Annotated in this window: 15 protein-coding genes; 6 read left to right on the forward strand and 9 right to left on the reverse strand. The window is 42.5% G+C overall.

Annotated elements, in window-relative coordinates; all coding sequences use genetic code 11:
* Positions 1-4 precede the first annotated feature (4 nt).
* Positions 5-835 carry a spermidine synthase gene (gene speE, locus ACTWP7_RS12190; RefSeq protein ID WP_443123399.1) on the reverse strand — a complete coding sequence of 277 codons (831 nt, stop codon included), beginning with the start codon at positions 833-835 and terminating at the stop codon, positions 5-7.
* 129 nt (positions 836-964) lie between these two features.
* Between speE and ACTWP7_RS12195 the strand changes: the two genes are divergently transcribed.
* Positions 965-3,022 carry a transglycosylase domain-containing protein gene (locus tag ACTWP7_RS12195; protein WP_443123400.1) on the forward strand — a complete coding sequence of 686 codons (2,058 nt, stop codon included), beginning with the start codon at positions 965-967 and terminating at the stop codon, positions 3,020-3,022.
* Between the two features lie 191 nt (positions 3,023-3,213).
* On the opposite strand, the gene ACTWP7_RS12200 is transcribed toward ACTWP7_RS12195, so the two are convergent.
* From ACTWP7_RS12200 to ACTWP7_RS12220, 5 genes are all read right to left on the reverse strand, one after another.
* The gene (locus ACTWP7_RS12200; protein WP_443123401.1) at positions 3,214-3,555 is read right to left on the reverse strand and encodes a YolD-like family protein; all 342 of its coding nucleotides are present in this window, start codon (positions 3,553-3,555) and stop codon (positions 3,214-3,216) included.
* Positions 3,556-4,409: 854 nt separating this feature from the next.
* Positions 4,410-4,952, reverse strand: coding sequence for a YwhD family protein (locus ACTWP7_RS12205; RefSeq protein WP_014644876.1), 543 nt, complete (start codon positions 4,950-4,952; stop codon positions 4,410-4,412).
* A gap of 410 nt (positions 4,953-5,362) precedes the next feature.
* A complete protein-coding gene (locus ACTWP7_RS12210; RefSeq protein WP_443123402.1) occupies positions 5,363-7,348 on the reverse strand; it encodes an ABC transporter permease subunit in 1,986 nt (661 codons plus the stop codon).
* A 702-nt stretch (positions 7,349-8,050) separates the two neighbouring features.
* Positions 8,051-8,551: a YwgA family protein gene (locus ACTWP7_RS12215; protein ID WP_443123403.1), complete on the reverse strand. Its 501-nt coding sequence runs from the start codon at positions 8,549-8,551 to the stop codon at positions 8,051-8,053.
* 13 nt (positions 8,552-8,564) lie between these two features.
* On the reverse strand, positions 8,565-9,860 hold the full coding sequence (locus ACTWP7_RS12220; RefSeq protein ID WP_443123404.1) for an HD domain-containing protein: 1,296 nt from the start codon (positions 9,858-9,860) through the stop codon (positions 8,565-8,567).
* A 250-nt stretch (positions 9,861-10,110) separates the two neighbouring features.
* Here ACTWP7_RS12220 and ACTWP7_RS12225 point away from each other — a divergent pair, with 250 nt between their 5' ends.
* On the forward strand, positions 10,111-10,953 hold the full coding sequence (locus tag ACTWP7_RS12225; protein ID WP_443123405.1) for a lipoate--protein ligase family protein: 843 nt from the start codon (positions 10,111-10,113) through the stop codon (positions 10,951-10,953).
* Between the two features lie 1,036 nt (positions 10,954-11,989).
* Here the strand turns inward: ACTWP7_RS12225 and pta are convergent.
* The gene (gene pta, locus ACTWP7_RS12230) at positions 11,990-12,961 is read right to left on the reverse strand and encodes a phosphate acetyltransferase (RefSeq protein ID WP_014644881.1); all 972 of its coding nucleotides are present in this window, start codon (positions 12,959-12,961) and stop codon (positions 11,990-11,992) included.
* A gap of 278 nt (positions 12,962-13,239) precedes the next feature.
* On the opposite strand from pta, the gene hemQ reads away from it, so the two are divergent.
* The 4 genes from hemQ to ACTWP7_RS12250 all read left to right on the forward strand — a co-directional run bounded on the left by hemQ (position 13,240) and on the right by ACTWP7_RS12250 (position 15,507).
* Positions 13,240-13,977: a hydrogen peroxide-dependent heme synthase gene (gene hemQ, locus ACTWP7_RS12235; RefSeq protein ID WP_014644882.1), complete on the forward strand. Its 738-nt coding sequence runs from the start codon at positions 13,240-13,242 to the stop codon at positions 13,975-13,977.
* 248 nt (positions 13,978-14,225) lie between these two features.
* Complete coding sequence (locus tag ACTWP7_RS12240; protein WP_443123445.1) at positions 14,226-14,648, forward strand: cell wall hydrolase; 423 nt, start codon at positions 14,226-14,228, stop codon at positions 14,646-14,648.
* 21 nt (positions 14,649-14,669) lie between these two features.
* Positions 14,670-15,182 (forward strand): spore coat protein GerQ, encoded by a 513-nt coding sequence (gene gerQ, locus ACTWP7_RS12245; RefSeq protein ID WP_443123406.1) that lies wholly within the window; start codon positions 14,670-14,672, stop codon positions 15,180-15,182.
* A 76-nt stretch (positions 15,183-15,258) separates the two neighbouring features.
* Positions 15,259-15,507 carry a hypothetical protein gene (locus tag ACTWP7_RS12250; RefSeq protein WP_443123407.1) on the forward strand — a complete coding sequence of 83 codons (249 nt, stop codon included), beginning with the start codon at positions 15,259-15,261 and terminating at the stop codon, positions 15,505-15,507.
* Here the strand turns inward: ACTWP7_RS12250 and ACTWP7_RS12255 are convergent.
* Both ACTWP7_RS12255 and ACTWP7_RS12260 read right to left on the reverse strand, forming a co-directional pair.
* Positions 15,504-15,872 carry a DUF423 domain-containing protein gene (locus ACTWP7_RS12255; RefSeq protein ID WP_443123446.1) on the reverse strand — a complete coding sequence of 123 codons (369 nt, stop codon included), beginning with the start codon at positions 15,870-15,872 and terminating at the stop codon, positions 15,504-15,506. The genes ACTWP7_RS12250 and ACTWP7_RS12255 overlap by 4 nt on opposite strands.
* Before the next feature lie 13 nt (positions 15,873-15,885).
* A complete protein-coding gene (locus ACTWP7_RS12260) occupies positions 15,886-16,197 on the reverse strand; it encodes a YwdI family protein (RefSeq protein ID WP_443123408.1) in 312 nt (103 codons plus the stop codon).
* Positions 16,198-16,276 lie beyond the last annotated feature (79 nt).

A 16,276-nucleotide genomic window follows, 5' to 3' on the forward strand; every position in this document is an offset into this window, starting at 1 on the left:
GAACTCACCCTTTCGTCAAATCTTTAACGAATTTTGGTAAAGCAAAGCAGGCCTGGTGAAGCTCCTCTGTATAATACTTCGTTTCCATCTCTGTAAACCGATGAGCAGGAACCTGAAGAGGATCATAGATTTTACTTCCCATCGTAAACGTCCAAAGACCGCTTGGATACGTTGGTATATTGGCCGTGTACACTTTTGTGATCGGAAATGTTTCTTTTACATCTCCATAAACCTGTCGAATTAAATCAGCCTTGAACCAGGGGTTATCAGTCTGAGCAACGAAGATTCCGTCTTCTTTTAATGCTTTCGCAATCCCTTCATAGAAGCCTTTTGAAAATAGATTAACAGCAGGACCCACCGGTTCTGTTGAATCTACCATAATGACGTCATAAGCACGTTCGCTTTCTGCAATGTGCATGAAGCCATCTGCCACCTTAACCTCTACCCGCTCATCGTCCAGAGCACCGGCAATAGAAGGCAGATATTGTTTGGAGTATTCAATAACTTTGCCATCAATTTCTACAAGTGTGGCTCTTTCAACACTTTCATGCTTCAGTACTTCACGAATCACACCACCATCTCCGCCGCCGACTACCAGAACCTGTTTCGGACTCGGGTGGGTGTGGAGGGGTACATGGGCAAGCATCTCATGGTAAACAAACTCATCTTTTTCCGTGGTCATAACCATGTCGTCGAGCACCAGCATGTTGCCCCACTCTTCTGTCTCAAGCATTTCTAACTCCTGAAAATCTGTTTTTTCGTTATGAAGGGACTGTTTAACTTTAGCCGTAATTCCGAAATTTTCTGTCTGCTTCTCAGTAAACCACGTGCTCATCTATGCATTCTCCTTTGTATATCCATAGTTCTCTATTACATAATTCGTCATGAGAGGTTTATTTTACTACGTATTCTCACATAATAATAGCAGTCTTTATTCATTCTTAACAGTTGGGAGTCTAGAAGAATGATCCTTTTTATACGAACGACATACCGCTGGTCAAAGCGAGCGCTCAAATGGACATTGATCGGCCTTGTGTTAACAGGAGCCGGATTTTTGTTTGTCTTAGGATTCGCCATTACCCAGGGCCCTCCTTCTTTAATGACCGAACAGAATACGGTTTATTATAGTCAGGGAGAGAATATTATTGGGGAAGATCATGGAGCGGAAGAACGATACTGGATTACCGTAGATGAGATGCCGGATGCCATTAAAGAAGCGACGATCGCTATTGAGGACCGTCGATTTTACGATCATTTCGGCTTTGATTTCAAGCGGATAGCTGGTGCTGCTTTAACCGACCTTAAACAAATGAGCATGGTGGAAGGCGCGAGCACCATTACTCAGCAGTACGCTCGTAATCTTTATTTATCACATGATAAAACATGGAAGAGAAAAATCCAAGAGGCTCTCTATGCCCTCAGACTGGAGATCTTTTATAATAAAGATGAAATTCTGGAAGGCTACTTAAACACGATCTACTATGGTCATGGAGCCTATGGAATTGAAGCAGCGAGCCGTTATTACTTTAATAAAAACGCAGAAGAATTAACGCTGACGGAAGCCTCTATGCTTGCAGGCGTCCCAAAAGGTCCCAGCTATTATTCTCCTCTGAACAATGCAGAGAACGCGGCCTCACGCCAAAAATTGATCTTGGGGGAAATGGAGAAAAGCGGCTTTATTACTTCTTCTGAAAAAAATGAAGCAGTAGAAGCGAGTCTTGTCTACTCGGAGCACTCTGACAGCTCCGACAAAGAAGCTGCTCCATACTTTCAGGACCAAGTCGTCGCAGAGGCTTCCAGAATCCTGGATATTTCGGCAGAGGAAGTTAAAACAGGCGGTTATCACATTCATACGACGCTCATAGAAGATCATCAGAAGACTTTAGAAAAACAGATTGACCGCCATATTTCAGCAGAGGAAGATATCCAGATCGCCGCTACTATTATGAATAGTCATAACGGTGCCATTACCGCTCTGATCGGCGGCCGCGATTATGAAACCAGTGCTTATAATCGAGCTACACAGGCTAAGCGTCAGGTGGGATCGACTATAAAACCATTTCTATATTACGCGGCGCTGGCAGAAGGATACTCACCGGTCACTATGATCGAAAGTAAACCGACCGATTTTGAGATAGGAGATAACGGAAAAGTCTACAGTCCAACCAACTTTGGAGACCAGTATGCGGACAAACCGATTACAATGGCCCAGGCACTGGCGGTTTCTGACAATATTTATGCTGTAGCCACCAACATGGATATTGGGCCCGAGAAGCTGGTAAATACACTGGACACATTTGGAATCTCGAGTCGTGCTAAACCTGTCCCTTCTCTTGCCCTTGGTTCTACCTCTATCTCTCTTTTTGAAATGATGAGTGCCTACGGAAAAATGGTGAAAGGCTCTGAATCTCTTGAAGGACACACCATTGAGAAAATTACAGACCGTCACGAAAATATACTTTTTGAATATCAGCCCGTTTTTAATAAAGAGAAAGAAATTGACCCGAACCGTGCCTTTACGATTACTCACATGATGACAGGGATGTTTGACTCTTCTCTTGATGGATATGCGTCTGTTACGGGCACTCCTATTAAAGGAAAACTAACTCGTATGTACGGCGGAAAATCTGGTACTACGGATTATGACAGCTGGATGATTGGCTTTAGTCCTCAATTTGTATCAGGGGTTTGGGTGGGCCATGATGAAGGTGGAAGAAAAATTGAAACATTCAATGAAAGAAGATATGCCAAAGCCGTTTGGGCAGACACCATGGAGGCGATTCATGAACCACTACCATCTGCAGCGTTTATTCCAACCCCGGATGTAAAAGGGGTTTATATTGATCCGGAAACTGGACACAGGTCCGGTCCTAATTGCCCGAAAGAACGCCTCATGTATATGGAAAAAAGTGATATTCCAAAAGAAGTTTGCGGCGGCGATGAGGATAAGAACAAAGAAGAGATCGAAAATGAGTTTAAAAATGATCCATGGTTCAAAGATGTAGTAGACTGGTTCTTTTAAATGAGGGGCTTGAAATACTTAAAAAAACACAAAGAAAACGACCGGCGGCAACCCGGTCGTTTTCCTTGTCCTAGTAAATACATGTATAACCATGTGTTACTAAATATATTACCCATTCTGCCAGTACGTCAAGATTCCGAGTACCCTTTCGACCATTTTTTAGGTGAACATTTTGTGAACAAATTATTCACCTAAATAATTGAAACATCGGTAAGGTCATCCAGTGAAATTTGAATGTTTTCTTTCGTTTCCCAGTGCACCCCATAGACTTTGCGTTTCAGTTTATGAATATACTCCATTTTCATTGGAAACTCTTCATAGTCAAAACCATTATGGATTTTGACCCGTACCGTCAAATCGTCGTTCAAAGCCCGCTGCAGTAAAAAATCAATCTCGATGGCTTTCTGTTCATCAATAATCCCTTTCTCTACCCGCTCATCTTCCTTCCATAATTTCCTTATCATCTCTACATGCTCCGGGAGCATTAACGATGTCCACTTAATTGTACCCCTGTCCCGATTGCGGCTATCCATAGTTGATCAACCCCTTAATACGAACGTTTGTTCTTATTGTAGCACAAAAATACCTTTCGTAAACTGGAATTTACAGGATAGTCAATTTTTTAGTCTGTTACGGCAAGCTTCCTTAAATGTGAAACTTGTTCCATTAAGCTTTCTTTGTGCTTTGTAGATTAGCAAATCACCTTTTCCCACAACATCTCGAATTCGAGTCTTTAACAATAGGGCCGGATTGTTGAAGACTCAGTTTCGAGATATCGGATTAGTTTAAAGGTCCTGCGGGGGATGATTCGCTTTCCGCGGGCATGTGCTGAGCCTCCTCGAGCTAAAGCTCTCCGGGGTCTCACCGATCATGTTCATCCCGCAGGAGTCTTCATCATCCCCCTCCGGACCTGGCCAAATCAGATGCTCGAAATCACATCAAACATACCTGCTTGATGTGGAATTAAGACGTATGGTTTTACACCTGTTTTCAGGATGTAACGATGCACGATAGCCTGTTATAAAAGCATTTAATACAGATTAAGGAGAAGACCTTTCCTCTTCTGGAAAGGTCCGTTCACTAGATATCGTTGGGGTGGCGGAGGAAACGACGAGACTCCCGCGGGAGAAGGAGCTAGGCGAGACCCCACAAGGAGTGGTAACGACTGAGGAGGCTTGCCAGTTCCCCCGCAGGAAAGCGAGTTGTTTCCGTAGCCGCCCCATCCTTTTTATGGCAATGGACCCGAGTTATCTCGAAACTGAGTCTTAAAGAAAAGGGAGCTTATCTGGAAGAATTAATACTATGAGGGCCCCTGATTTTAAGAGAATTCCATAATATTAGACAGTAAAAAAGCACTTTCTCTGAGGAAAGTGCTTTTTCTTATAATTTACTGGACACCGAGGGAGTCTTTTAGTTCCTGGTTTGTATTTTCCCATAGTTCGGGCTTAAATTCACGGAGATACTCACCGAGAATCGTCCTTGACTTTTCATCCATATGGTCGACAACAAATTTTCCTTTTAAGGACTTGTCCATATGGTTCACATGCTCGGGCATCAGCTTATAGCCTCGTTTAATGGAACGATCGACGACGATTTCACTTCCAGCTACTCCATAGTAGCTTGGCTTTCCTGCCTGATTATCCACCGTAACCCAGACGATCCAGTACAATAAACCGTTCGCTACAACTTCACGATCCGTAATAAACTTCACCCGCTTCTCAACCGCGCTGCGGGCATGCAGAGCCCCCATATCAACAAAGGCCTTCTCTTCATTCGGATCCACGATAACCGGGGTCATATTCTCAAGGCTGATGGAGCCTACACCATAACCACCATGACCATCCGTGGAGTCGTCCTTAATAATCGTGAACTGCTTCTTCTTTTTATCGCTTTTCTCATCATTATTTTTAAATTGATCAAATTCTTTCATGACAAACTGAACCTCCTCTAGACGTGACTGATTTTTCCCTATTTTAACATAGAATCCACTCTATGTTTTAGCATAAGGATTTATATACACCATACTCCGCCTCTGTTAGTTCATCGAAGCTTTTTATATGACGTTTTGACGCTGGAATAATTAATTCTTTAATGGGATAGGGTGCGTCCTAATGAGCTTGAAAATACTCCGTTTCGTAAACTATGCCCCCATCTAGTTGGATTAAAACGCTTGTTAAGGAACAGTTTAACACTCGACTTCTACGATTTTTTCGACTGGATTACGTACTGGTCCTCAAAACCTCTCTCCTTCTTCTGGCAGTTTTATCCCCTATATTATACCCTTAATCAAACGCTTGTTTAACACCTTTACTTCCCTTTTATAACGCCTTAAGTGGGCCTCTATGAGGAACGATGTTCGCTTTTTATAAAGACAAACCTCTCAGCTGAAGGGTCATCCACTCGCCTACTTGCAGGTTTCCTTTTATGGAAAAGCCTCTTCCACCCCATTGGGTTAGAAACGGGGATACCTATCCGTTTCTGCTGAACTTCCTTGATTCCTTGAATAATGAGCTGCATAGACAGGATAATCCCCATAAAACAAAGAAGGGCCGGGATAATAAACCACCATCTCCCCGTCATTAATGAATCTTTCGCTGCTCCAATCAACCCGGACCACTCATATGTAGTACTTGTTGGGGGGTCATTCTGCATGGGAGTGTAATCTACACTTGTCCCGCCAAAATAGATATTAAATACGCCTAGATGGATAAAAATCAGCATTGTCTGAATAAACTGCTGTCCAAACACAATCCCCATCCGCGCACTTAAATGCGGAAGCAGATGCTTCCAAAGTAAATGGAGCGAACTACCCCCAAGAACCTTCGCACTTACTACATATTCCTCTTGCATGAGGAGCTTCATTTCACTGCCAAATAACGTCACAATTAAAGGTACAGCAAGCAGTACGAGAATCACTCCTTGATAGATGATTCGCTCGGTCTGGGTAGTGGTAAAACCTCCCGGCGGCATCCATAGAACCGGGGTCAACAGCAAGAATCCAATAATGGTCATAGGAAGGAAGTGCATACCATCCACCAGTTTTTCCACCCCTCGCTGAATTCGGGAAGGAAGGAAAAATGTATATGGAATGGCTAATAAAAATCCAATACTCATCCTTAAAAAGGCTATAGCGAGAGCAAATATAATCGTATATTTTGCTCCCACGAGTAACTGATCGAAAATACTGTAACCGAGTGCATCCGTTCCAAGAAATATATACTCTGGCGAGTGAGGAGCAGCGCTTACGAGCTGCCCCTCCTCATTCGTGATGTGATAAAACTTATCTACAAGAGGATCCGCTGTTAAACTGTAAATTATGCTGACACAAACCGTTCCCGAAATAATGGTAAACCCAATCAGAAACTTCAGGTTCAGGAAATGTGCTCCTATCGCTGCAAAAGTCTGTTTTATCCATTTTCCACCTGGTTTAATGTTGAAATCACCTATAAAACGATTCATTCTCAAGCTGGTTTCTTTAGCAATTTTATGATCCTTGAATTTAAACAGCTCTGTTCCCTGATACATGATAAAAAAAGGAGTGAAGATCATAAATAGAATGACTGCTGAGACGATTGGTCTAAAGTCCTCAATAAAGAAGCTTGTAATTCCATTCATATTAAAAATATACTCTATGATCAATAGACTTGATAAAGACCCCCAGAGGATAATTTTAGAATGAAAGAATATACTTTTTACAATATTCCTTATTACGTGTATGTTAAGAATTACGGCTTTTTCCAAACCTTTACTCTTAGCCATCTGGACATAAGACTTTGTCATCTCCTCATCGATCAGCATGAGAATGATTTTGTACATCGTAACTAACGGTAATACTGCAATTGCAATAATAGGCAGAATATATACCTTCTCCTGTCCTAGGGCCGCAAAGGAGACGATTTGTATATCTGTTTGCTTATAGAACCATACGACGAAGAGCTGTAAAAAAAAAGCCAGTAATAAATCAGGTACAGCTTCTAGAATGTTCAGGATTCTTCCAATTATCGATTTTGTCCATCCAGGGAGAAACATGGTTCCGATCGCTAACAAAAAAGCTAGTATAAAACCAAGCAGAAGCCCCCCAAAGAACACCGTCATAGAGTATTGATAAGGCTCCAATAGAAATTCAAGAAGCGGCTCCGGACGGTTCTTATACATGTACATCCATTCAGCAGGCTTGGAAATAGCAGTCATCAGTTGCTGAAGTTCCAAAAAGTAATTGGATATATCAAAAAAACTTCCCTCACGGAACAAAGCCGGGGACACACTAATGAACAAAATACCTACAAGCCCCATTATGTAATAGATCATGAACTTAATGATTCTCATGTACCCCTCTCCCCACTTCCCTGATTATCCTCACCCATGACATCACTTTTTCTTATAAATTATAAAAATAGTCAAAAAATTATTTATAAAAAGGCTCTGTTAATCTTCCGTGTTGTTATTAAGGTAAAGCTCCCATTACTTGAAGACTCAGTTTCGAGACATTTGTTGAGCGGAAGGTCCTACGGGGGACGAATAAGAAACTCGAAATCCACCAAAAATGCCTACTAAAATTTACTGGAGAGCAAAAGAGTATCTAGCTTATTTAAGTGTACACCCCCTGATATATAAGGGGTTAAGGCGGACCCTGAACGATTACCTCTCTTATACAAGGGTCCGCTCACTCCTCAAACATAGGATGGCCGAGGAAACGACGAGACTCCCGCGGGAGAAGGAGCTAGGCGAGACCCCACAAGGAGTATTAACGACTGAGGAGGCTTATGGTAAAAGGAGGATCGACTAAGATCGCCACGTCCTGTGGCAACATCGATCGACCCTACGTCGTGTAGGGCCGCAGGAAAGCGAGTTGTTTCCGTAGCCAACCCCTCTTTATATCAGTAACGGACCTAAGATATTTCGAAACTGAGTCTTCAACTATCCAGCCCTATTGCGTAATACGTCTTATAAAAAATCAACAATAAACTATAACAGAGACTATAAAAAAAGATATACTGACGTACAGTATATCTCTTTCTATCCATCATACTAATGAATCCCTCTTAATTTTTCTATAAATTCCCATCCATCCTGGATGTCTTCCTCTGTGTAATTCTGAGTACTTTTTACGGCGTAAACTTTTTCAGCGATTTCTTCACGAGGCAAATCCTCAAAGAAGAGCATCGTAGAGACCAACTCCAAAAATCGGGAACTTCTACCGTTCATTTCACGGATATGGTCATGCAGCGGAGGCAGATCCATTTCATAATGATTTAGAAATTCACGTCCGCTTTCCGTAATCTCATAGCGGTACTGATAGTAATTTTTCTTTTCTTCTCTTTCCTCACTGATAAATCCAAGGTTACACATTTCCTCAATTCTAAGCGTTAATTCCTCTGAATAGGGTCCGTAAAAATGAAACTGATAGCGTTCTTCAAATGGAACCTCACACTTTTTAAGTATGTAGATCATTTTCTGCAGTTTTTTACGACCTACGATCTCATCCGTACTTGAGAAGAATTGCATCAGCTTCGCATGATTTTCCAACATGGAGCTTCACTCCTTATCCATACAATATTTCCATAATCCGCTTCTTCGTCTTACTACGATTGGACATTTCCTCCAGGCGGTCCAGAGGAATATATAGTTTATGATCTGTCCGCTTTTTGCCTGAAATGGCCTCGACAATATCAGAAAGCCGGGACAACTCTCTTAATTCCTGACTGGGCTGCAGCAGATGGATTGGCAGTCGTTCTTCCTCTTCACCCGGACGGTAAAAGTCATAAGGAAGATCAGAACTTGAATCTACCACCAAATAGTAATCCGGATTCAGCCCTGCTTTAGAAAATAATTTATACAGTTCCATCCATTGGTTCATCTGAGAATTAGGATTGAACTCAATATATTTAAACAACCGGCGGTTAACAAATCGGTCACATAAATCACTCAGAACCGGGTCGTCTTCTTCCATCCATGTTTGGAAGTAATACAGCGTTACAGCTTCATCAAGTGCTAAGTACTCCTTGAGTGTTGGCTGTCCCGTAAAGAAAGAAAAGAAATGAGTCGGTTTCAGCTTGAACGTATAGCCGGATTCATAAAGTTCTTTCGCTCTATGAAGAATTTTAGATAAAATAACCTCAGCGCTCCGCGTCACAGGATGGAAATAGACCTGCCAGTACATTTGGTAACGGCTCATGATATAGTCTTCTACCGCATGCATACCGCTCTCTTTAACAACAACCTGATCTTCCATCGGACGCATGACCCGCAATATTCTCTCCATATCAAAGTGCCCATAGCTTACTCCTGTAAAATAAGCATCCCGCTGCAAGTAATCCATACGATCAGCATCAATCTGACTGGAAATCAAGCTGACAACCAGTTTATTAGTGTACGTTTTATTTATCACGTCAGCCACTTTCTTAGGGAACCCTTCTTCTACTTGTTTCAGAATCTTGTTTACTTCCGTATCTCCAAGTAAAATCTTTTGGGTATAATCTTCATGATCCAATTTAAAAACCTTTTCGAAAGAATGAGAGAACGGCCCATGGCCCAGATCATGAAGTAGAGCTGCACAGAGACAAAGCAGCCGTTCTTCGCCATCCCAGTTCGGTCTGTCCTTAAAGTTTTCTATAATTCGGCGAACTATTTCGTAAACCCCTAATGAATGGTTAAAACGGCTATGCTCTGCCCCGTGGAATGTTAAATACGACGTCCCGAGCTGTTTAATTCGTCTTAACCGCTGAAATTCCGATGTTCCGATTAAATCCCAGATCACCCGGTCCCGCACGTGGACATAGCGATGGACGGGGTCCTTAAAAACCTTCTCTTCACTTAATTTCTCATCACGATAGTCCATCAGTTGTTCCTTTCTTCACGACATTTTTAACTATTATATACCTTTCTTTATGACAAAAAAACATCTTGACAGACAAAAAATGACAGGGGAACTCTTTTACTCCTGTCTTTAAAGGCTTCAAGAAAATCAAACATATATTAGCGGGTACTTCTTAATCCTTTGAAGATTTTACAGCCGTTGCGCCATTCATGCAACAGGTTTCTTCTGCTATAATGAAGAATGGTGATTGCATAAAAAGGAGTACAGCTTTATGAAAAACATACATCCGTTATTACAACCTCAAAAATATCGCTTCATGGACCAAAGTAATTTAGGGCCATCCTTTTCCGCCCTTCAGTCCTTTGCCATAGATGATGCTTTATCGATGTCGGTAGGAGAAGGAATGAGTCCGACTGCGGCAAGGCTTTGGGTTCATCATAACACAGTGGTGCTTGGGATCCCTGATGCTCGACTGCCTTACATTAAAGATGGAATTGACTATCTGAAAACGGAAGGATACCAGGTGATTGTAAGAAATTCAGGGGGGCTCGCCGTTGTATTAGACGAAGGTGTTCTGAATTTATCATTTATCTTCCCGGACTCTAAAGAAGTGAACATTCACGATGGCTATGAAGCTATGGTTTCGTTTACTCAACTGCTGTTTGAAGACCTGACCGATCAAATTAAAGCTTATGAAATTACACGTTCCTATTGTCCAGGTACTTATGATTTAAGTATCGGCGGGCAAAAGTTCGCTGGAATTTCCCAGCGCCGGGTCAAAAATGGCTCGGCCGTCCAAATTTATCTGGATGTCACCGGAAGTGGTGCTGAACGAGCCCGGCTTTTAAAACAATTCTATGAAATCGGGAAGCGTGGAGAGGAAACACGCTTCACCTACCCCGTCATTGATCCTAAGGTTATGGCTTCTCTCAATGAACTGTTAGGCACCCGCCTCAGTGTATCTGACGTACGCGACCGGATCCTTAAAAAAATCTACGAGCTATCTGGTGAAGTCACCGTTGATCCCCTGGAAGGTCAAGAGATTGAATGGTTTAACAAACGTCTTGATCAAATGATCCAGCGGAATGAAAAAGCGCTCGAAAACCTTACTTAGGGAATCGAGCGCTTTCTTTTTGCACAGGTACACCCTGCTCCCCTTACTTGAAAGGGGGATTTAATTAGACTTTATAAGTAAAAACTTAAGCCTATGCTATCTAAAAGTCTCTGGTAAGCAATGGTGTACCTTTTTATAGCATGCTTATTAAGCAAAAGGGCCGTTTAGTTGAAGACTCAGTTTCGAGATATCTTAGGTCCGTTGCTGATATAGAGAGGGGCTGGCTGCGGAAACAACTCGCTTTCCTGCGGCCCTACACGACGTAGGGTCGATCGATGTTGCCACAGGACGTGGCGATCTTAGTCGATCCTCCTTTTACCATAAGCCTCCTCGGTCGTTGACACTCCCTGTGGGGTCTCGCCTAGCTCCTTCTCCCGCGGGAGTCTCCTTGTTTCCTCCGCCACCCTATAATTGAGGAGTGAACGGCCCCTTGTATAAGAGAGATAATCGTTTTGGATCAGCCTTCAACCCTTATATATCAAGGGTTGTACACTTAAATAAGCTAGATATTTTTTTGCTCTCCAGTTAAGTTTAGCAGGCATCTTGGGTGGATTTCGAGTTTCTTATTCGGCCAGGTCCGGAGGGGGATGATGTAGACTCCTATTTTAAAAGCGGAAGCACCTTGCTCAGCGGCGTATGGACTGGACTGAGCTGGCGGAGATATAGAAAACACGAAGAGCGGAGCGATTCGATGTTGCCTTATCGTACAGAAGTGAGGGAAGTCTCACTAGCCGCTAGGTGCTGAAGCTGGAGAGCACTACATGTCGTTTAGGACATGATTGACGTTTGCAACTTCCTAAAGGGTAAGAGCGGGATGAACATGATCGGTGAGATCCCGCAGGGCTGTTAAGCCCGAGGAAGCTCAGCACATGCCCGCGGAAAGCGAAATCATCCCCCGCAGGACCTTCCGCTCAACAAATGTCTCGAAATCAAGTCTTCAAGTAATGGGAGCTTTACTATAAGATTATTACTGCCAATCAATAAAGCCATATATCGAAAAAAGCCAGCGATTTAAATCGCTGGCTTTTTCTGCTTATTATAGTGATTGAGCAGCGGTAATGATCGCAAGTTTGTACACATCATCAGCATTACAACCTCTTGAAAGATCGTTAACCGGCTGGTTCAAGCCTTGCAATACAGGACCTACGGCATCGAAATTACCAAGACGCTGAGCGATTTTGTAACCAATGTTACCCGCTTCAAGACTTGGGAAAATAAACGTGTTCGCTTCTCCTTTAAGCGGAGAGTCCGGTGCTTTTTTCTCAGCCACAGAAGGAACAAAGGCTGCATCGAACTGGAATTCTCCATCGATTACAAGATTAGAATTCTGCTCTTTAGCAAGTCCTAAAGCTTCCGTTACTTTTTCTGTTTCTGGAGACTTTGCAGAGCCTCTAGTAGAGAAACTGAGCATAGCAACTCTCGGGTCGATGTCAAACAGCTTTGCCGTGTCGGCACTAGCTAAAGCAATTTCCGCCAGATCCTGACTATCAGGGTTAATGTTGATCGCACAGTCAGCGAAAACATACTTCTCTTCATCACGTACCATTACGAATACACCTGAAGTCTTCTTAATACCAGGCTTTGTTTTAATGATCTGAAGAGCAGGTCTTACGGTATCTGCTGTGGAATGAGCAGCACCACTTACAAGACCATCAGCTTTGCCCATGTAAACAAGCATTGTACCGAAGTAGTTTTCATCCTGCAGGATCTCTCGTGCCTTCTCTTCAGTGGCTTTTCCTTTACGGCGCTCCACGAAATTGGCCACCATTTCATCAAAAGCATCATAATTGGCAGGATCCAGAATTTCAGCAGAAGAAATATCCACTCCAACCTCAGATGCCTTCTGTTTTACTTTTTCTTCATTTCCGACTAGTACAGGTGTCAGTAAATCTTCTGTACCAAGCTGACTGACAGCTGTTAAAATACGTTCGTCCAAACCTTCCGGAAACACGACCTTCTTGCCTTGTCCGTTTATCTTAGATCTCAATGTATCAAATAGGTTGCTCATATTGAACCCTCCAATTTTCATTTCTGTTATACATGATAAAAGGTTTTGTGTATAAATGAAAGTCATTCCTATCGATTTTTACAATGAAGCGATTTCATTATCATTACCCTCTTTTACCTGACCATATACGTTTAAATTGCATCTATTTCTTCTTATCCTTTCCTTATCCTTTCACTATATGTTCAAAGTCATTCCCATGATGTAACGAAGCAACTGTGTTATATTGAGAAAGGAAGTTTTCAATAAATAAACCAAATCATAAAGGAGCGATCGATACCATGCCAGAAGCAGTAGTAACCATGGATGGATGGTATTGCCTGCACGATTTCCGTTCAATTGACTGGACCTCTTGGAAATATGCCTCGAGTGAAGAACGCGAGCAGGCCATTCACGAATTCCAACAGATGATTTCCAATTGGGAAGATACCGAAAAAAGTAAACAGGGCAGCCATGCTCTCTATACCATCATGGGCCAGAAAGCTGATTTCATGATGATGATCTTACGCCCAACGATGGAAGAATTAAATGAAATCGAAACAGCTTTCAACAAAACGAAGCTCGCCGAGTTTACCACCCCTGCCTACTCTTATGTGTCAGTTGTAGAACTCTCTAACTACATGGGAAATGCTAACGAAGAGGACCCTGAAATTCAGGCGCGATTAAAACCAACCCTTCCGAAGTGGAATCATATCTGCTTCTACCCAATGGACAAGCGCCGACAGGGCAACGATAACTGGTACGTACTTGAAAAAGACGAACGCGCTAAACTCATGTACGCGCACGGAATGACGGGACGCCAGTATGCCGGAAAGATCCGTCAGATTATTACCGGTTCCATCGGCTTCGATGACTGGGAATGGGGCGTTACCCTATTTGCTCATGATGTTCTGCAGTTCAAAAAGCTTGTGTATGAAATGCGTTTTGATGAAGTTACGTCCCGTTATGGCGATTTCGGTTCCTTCTATATTGGAAACCTGCTTAAACCGGATGCTGTTCCTCAATTCTTACATGTATAACTCTACAAAGGACTCTGCCCTGTTAAGGCGGAGTCTTTTTTTATTTAAGTTAGAAAATCATGTTAACTTTTATTAAAAGACTCCACCCAAAACCTTCCACCTCAGGTCATCCATAATTTGGATGACCTGAGGTGGAAGGTTTTTCTGCAATACAGCAGGAGGCTTGATATTTTATTCATATCATGATGGTGGACTTACATATAGTGTTAAAGAGCAATAACATGTCTGTATTAAAGCGAGGTGACAGCGTGGCTGTTATTCCTTACAACGAAGCGGATGTTAGGCTTCTTGGAAGACTTATGCGTGCAGAAGCAGAGGGTGATGGGCAACTAGGTATGCTTATGGTCGGGAACACGGGCGTTAATCGTGTACGGGGGGACTGTATTGATTTCACAGATATTGATTCGATCAGGCAGATGGTCTATCAAAGTCCTGGAGGCTTTGAAGCAACACAAAAAGGATACTTTTACCAGCGATCCCGCGAAAAGGACCAAAGGCTGGCAAGGAAAGTTATTAAAGGAAAGAGGTATCATCCGGCCAGCAACTCTCTCTGGTTCTTCATGCCTGAAGGCAGCTGCCCGGCCCAGTGGTTTGGTCAATGGAATACAGGAAGGTTTAAATCCCACTGTTTTTATTCCCCTACTAGGTCTGCTTGTCCAAGTGTGTACTAATTTATCGAAGGAGTGAGTGAATTGGCTCAGAAAAAACCATCTACGGGAGGCGCCCAGCAAGGGCAGCAGCAAATGTATAATCAACCGACCTCCCCTTATTACGCGAGTAATCCATATATGTATTATTATCCAAGCGCTCCAGCTTCCAATCAGGGACAGGGAGGTTTTCCACCTGCATATAGTGGTGGCGGGCAGGTGCCTCAAATGCCTCAGGGACAGTCTGGGGGTATAAATCCACCGAATATGCTTCCCACAGAACAATCGTATATTGAAAACATTTTACGATTAAACGCTGGTAAGACCGCTACCGTGTACATGACATTCGAGAATAACGATCAGTGGAATGCCAAAGTTTTTAAAGGCATTATCGAAGCTGCCGGTAGGGACCATATCATTTTAAGTGATCCTGAAACAGGAAAACGTTATTTACTGCTGATGATCTATCTTGATTATATTACCTTTGACGAAGAAATAAATTATAGCTATCCGTTCAACGGTGGAGGATCAGGTTTCGCTCAGTACCAGCCAAGATAATCAGTTCGAACTCATAAAAAAACTCGCTAAAATCAGTTAGCGAGTTTTTCTCCTATTAATAGAAAAGGGTGAACCCATGAGACATCCTTATGAAAATTTTTATAAAGCCCAATTAGGAGCACTAGCATTAGCGGTGCTGTTAGCAGTGCTCGGGCTCTTTAAACTAGATCACCAATGGATTATTCTGCTCATGTTTTATGTCTTGGCCGCAAGCTTTTTATTTGAAGCTTTAATTGAACTGAAAACACAGAATATGCTCAACGCGATCATCCAACTTCTCCGCGTGTTAATTATTTTCTTATTTACTACCATTCTTTATTTTTAAAGGTGTTTAATAATCGCATAACCAAGCAGAATCCAGCCGATTAAAAAGGATAGACCTCCGAGAGGGGTAATCATAGCAAATGTTTTAATACCTGTAGGCGCATAGATATAAAGACTTCCTGAGAAAAGAATAATGCCTGCTACGAAGAACCACCCTGCTCCCGTCATCAATCCGGTCTGGATTTTGCCCATTAATATGGCGGTCACAAATAAAGCCATTGTATGGAACATTTGATAATTAACCGCTTTCCCCCATTGATCCAAGCCTTTTTCAGACACTTTCCCTTCTAGTCCATGTGCCCCAAAAGCTCCAAGAGCAACCGAAAGAAAGCCATTAATAACCGCTACTATTAAAATTAGTTTCATCATTTACCTCCTCCTAAAAATCGAAAATTGATGATCCGTTAGCATCATCATCCTCCAGCCGATCTTCTTCTTTCTTTGGTTTAGATTCTGGAGTCTTATCGGCCCCCATCATCTGCCGTATTTCATCCGCCGTCGGTTCATGCATCATCTGACTTCCTTGTTTAGAAGGAGTGGTGTCTTCCTGCCCCTGTTCTAAAAATAGATCCGCTAACAATCTAACAGACCGTATATGTTCACGAACCTTTTGCTCGTCACCATGCTGAAGCATAGCTTCCTGTATTTCACTGGACATTTTTTTGAGAACGCTTTGATTTGGTATCGCCATATGGTCAGACTCCTTTATCTCATACTAAAGAAAATAGTGTTCTGTCGTAGTTTAACACGCCGCCTGTGTTTCTGTCTTA

The sequence above is a fragment of the Halobacillus sp. B29 genome (assembly GCF_052246755.1).
GTDB classification, from domain to species: Bacteria; Bacillota; Bacilli; order Bacillales; family Halobacillaceae; genus Halobacillus; species Halobacillus halophilus.